We start from the raw sequence: 2,927 nt of genomic DNA, 5'->3' as shown, positions 1-2,927 counted from the left end.
CTGGATCAGCAGCGCGGCGGTTTCGACATCGACCTGGTCGCCGTAGAACCAGACCTTGCAACGGCCTGACCCATCGGACGGATCGACCTGCAGCGAGAAGCTGAGGCGTGGATAATCGAGATCGCTGAAGATCGCGCGAAATCCACCGAAGGGATCGGCCTCGATCGACGGGAAGCACGACGTGAAGGATTCGCCGAGCGCGGCATAAGCTGCGGCAAGTTCATCCTGCTCGAAACCAGAATCATCGAGAATTCCTGTAGCATCTTCGATCTGGCGCAGGACTTCGGCCTCGGCCTCGGTAACGGTGAGCACAAAGCTCGCTTTGACGAAATGGTTGGCCATGTTCGCTCCTCGCGAAAAATAGGTTCGGGACAGTCAGGTCTCCGGCCTCGGAGACATGTCCTGCCCCTTCCCCCTTCCCTGCTCCTCTTTGCGTGCGCGAAGCGCAGATGCGGCGAGGCGCGCGGAGGAGAGCCTCGGTCTCGGTCAGTGGCTTACAGAAGGCGTGGGCACCGTCAGCGAGTCCAAGCGTATCGCCGACACCAGCACGTCGGGAGACAAGGCCTGCGGCGCGCCGGGGAAGGTTTTGCTCATTCTGGCCGCTCATCCGATAATTTCTGGAAACTTTCACAATTTGGAAGTATGAGGAAATTCATGTCATCCTTGGCACAGCAGATCACGGCAGCAGGGCTGGCCGACCATATCCTGAGCGAACGCCAGCTTGGGCGGTTGCTGGGCGGCGGGGATGCGCGGCGCTACGGCCTCGTAAACCGTGCCCTCAAGGATGGCTCCCTGCTTCGGGTGAAGCGCGGCACATATCTTCTGGGGCGAGACTATCGCAGCCAAACCGTACATCCCTTCGCCATTGCCCAGAGTCTCGTACCAGGCAGCTATATCTCGCTCGAAAGCGCGCTGACCTGGCATGGCTGGATTCCCGAAGCGGTTTTCACCACCGCCAGCGTGACACCGGGACGCAAAACGCTGCACTTCGACACGCCGGACTTCGGGGCGTTCAGCTTCCACCCTCTCGCCATTGCCGATTATCGGTTCCTGATCGGCGTTGATCGGGTCCAGATGGGCAAACTCACCGCCTTCGTCGCCCAGCCTTTGCGGGCGCTGATGGACTTGGTTGCCCTGCGCAAGGAACAATGGAGCGGGGTCGAATGGCTGACCCATGGCATGCGGATCGACCCGGACAGGCTCGTCTCGCTTCGACGAAAGGATTTCGCCAAGCTCAGATCCACCTACAAGCACAAGGCCGAGAACGCCTTTCTCGCCGCGCTCGAATACGCCGTCATGGCCCGAAAGGCTTCCAATCATGATTGACATCATCCAGGAAAAGCTGCGCAGCTACGATGCGGCCAACGCCCTCGAAGAGGAAAATGCCGTCAAGGAAATCCTCCAGGAGATCGCGCTTTACGCCCTGTGGCGCGGCGATTTCTTCGATGTCGCCCTGTTTCAGGGAGGCACCTCGCTGCGTATCCTTCATGGCCTGCCGCGTTTTTCAGAAGACCTCGATTTCCTCCTCCGCGCGCCCGATCCGGATTTCGATTGGTCGCCTTATCTCACGGTTCTGGTCGACGTGTTCGGCCAGTTCGGCCTGAAGCTCGACGCGCGGCCCAAGGCGAAAATGGACAGCGCGATCCGCCAGGCGCTCCTCAAGAATGATTCGATCGCCAGCCAGCTCGACCTTATCTTTGCCGGGACAGGCAAGCCCCGGACGATCCGCATCAAGTTGGAAATCGATGTCAATCCCCCCGCCGGCTCCGGCGAAGATGCCACCTATCTCGATTTTCCGGCCGACTATGAAGTGCGACATCAGGATCTGCCGTCCAACTTCGCGCTCAAGATCCATGCGCTGCTCTGCCGGGGCTTCCTCAAAGGTAGGGACTGGTACGATTTCTCCTGGTATGTCGCAAAGGGAACTGCCCCCAATCTGCCGCTCCTGCGCGCGGCGCTGATTCAAGCCGGACCGTGGGCTGGTGACGAGAGCATTGCCGTCAATATGCCCTGGCTGAAGGACGCGCTGGGCAGCACGATCGCCGGTCTCGACTGGAAAGCGGCGGCCGAAGATGTGCGCCGCTTCCTGCGTCCGGCTGAACTCAAATCGATCGACCTGTGGAGCGAGCGCTTCTTCATGGCGAAGCTGGACCGGCTGGTTCCGCCCCCCGGACAGAATGCGAATGCATGATTGCCCGTCGCCAGGGCAAGCGCTCGACGCCTGACTCAAGACCTATGGAACCGTGCGCGATGGCAACTCGGGTCATCTCCTGCCCGAGCAACAGTAGGAGATCGATAACGAGCGGGTTGCTCTGCACGTTGGAAAACTTCTAGTCGCCGAAATCCCGCCAGCGGCCGACCAGTTCGATCATCTCGGCCTTGCAGCCGAAGGCATCCGGATAGATCGCGCCTTCATGTTGACCGAGGAAACCGACGATCGTCGTGATGTGGGTCGCGATCGTCGCGTCGACGCCGAACAGATCGGCGATAGGAAAGTGCCCGCAATCCTCGCCGTTCCACCAGGCCAGAAGGAAGTTTGCGACCCGGCGTGATTGGCCGGTGTCGGATCGGGCAATTGCGATGAGACGATCGAGGGCGTTGTCTGCGGCGGCCTTGCTGAAGGGTCCCTGATCCATGAGATCAGGCTACAGCAGCGTTGGGTGCGGGTGAACCGGAAATAGCAGGATCCAGCCCCGGCGAGCCGGCGGGATTGCCGCGCAACATCCAGGGCATCGGCTGGATGAGCCGTGCCCAGTCGGCGAAAGACGGAATGCGCCCCAGATCTTCGGTGACGTGCGCCTCCCCGATCAGACGCACCGGCACCTGACGTCCGTCGCTGTTGCGAACGGTCACGCCAAAAATCGTCTCGAGCAGGAAAATCCCCTCGGCATGGTGCCTGAGCGCCCGGTGGCGCGGATCAGCGATGA

The 2,927-nt window shown here is 60.9% G+C and carries 4 protein-coding genes and 1 pseudogene; 2 read left to right on the top strand and 3 right to left on the bottom strand.

Annotated features, from left to right (window positions below; genetic code table 11):
• Positions 1–342, bottom strand: a pseudogene (locus RLDS_RS29250) (hypothetical protein); the annotation flags it as partial.
• Positions 343–654: 312 nt separating this feature from the next.
• Between RLDS_RS29250 and RLDS_RS29245 the strand changes: the two are divergent.
• Together RLDS_RS29245 and RLDS_RS29240 are read left to right on the top strand one after the other, a co-directional pair.
• On the top strand, positions 655–1,326 hold the full coding sequence (locus RLDS_RS29245) for a type IV toxin-antitoxin system AbiEi family antitoxin domain-containing protein (RefSeq protein ID WP_020818773.1): 672 nt from the start codon (positions 655–657) through the stop codon (positions 1,324–1,326).
• Positions 1,319–2,191 carry a nucleotidyl transferase AbiEii/AbiGii toxin family protein gene (locus RLDS_RS29240; RefSeq protein WP_015460587.1) on the top strand — a complete coding sequence of 291 codons (873 nt, stop codon included), beginning with the start codon at positions 1,319–1,321 and terminating at the stop codon, positions 2,189–2,191. The genes RLDS_RS29245 and RLDS_RS29240 overlap by 8 nt, the downstream gene beginning before the upstream one ends.
• 139 nt (positions 2,192–2,330) lie before the next feature.
• On the opposite strand, the gene RLDS_RS29235 is transcribed toward RLDS_RS29240, so the two are convergent.
• Together RLDS_RS29235 and RLDS_RS29230 are read right to left on the bottom strand one after the other, a co-directional pair.
• Positions 2,331–2,636 (bottom strand): DUF7673 family protein, encoded by a 306-nt coding sequence (locus RLDS_RS29235; protein ID WP_015460586.1) that lies wholly within the window; start codon positions 2,634–2,636, stop codon positions 2,331–2,333.
• Positions 2,637–2,640: 4 nt separating this feature from the next.
• Positions 2,641–2,927 (bottom strand): DUF6915 family protein (locus tag RLDS_RS29230; protein ID WP_021224241.1); only part of this gene is annotated, 287 nt, incomplete at its 5' end.

Source organism: Sphingobium lactosutens DS20, from assembly GCF_000445105.1.
GTDB lineage: Bacteria > Pseudomonadota > Alphaproteobacteria > Sphingomonadales > Sphingomonadaceae > Sphingobium > Sphingobium lactosutens.
Note: the sequence above shows the minus strand (reverse complement) of the source record. Positions and strands in the feature narration are given on the sequence as shown.

What these genes read in the sequence shown, in the direction of transcription:
- RLDS_RS29240 (WP_015460587.1), top strand. Translation starts at nt 1,319, where the DNA reads ATGATTGACATCATCCAGGAAAAGCTGCGCAGCTACGATGCGGCCAAC.
- RLDS_RS29245 (WP_020818773.1), top strand. Translation starts at nt 655, where the DNA reads ATGTCATCCTTGGCACAGCAGATCACGGCAGCAGGGCTGGCCGACCAT.
- RLDS_RS29235 (WP_015460586.1), bottom strand. Translation starts at nt 2,636, where the DNA reads ATGGATCAGGGACCCTTCAGCAAGGCCGCCGCAGACAACGCCCTCGAT.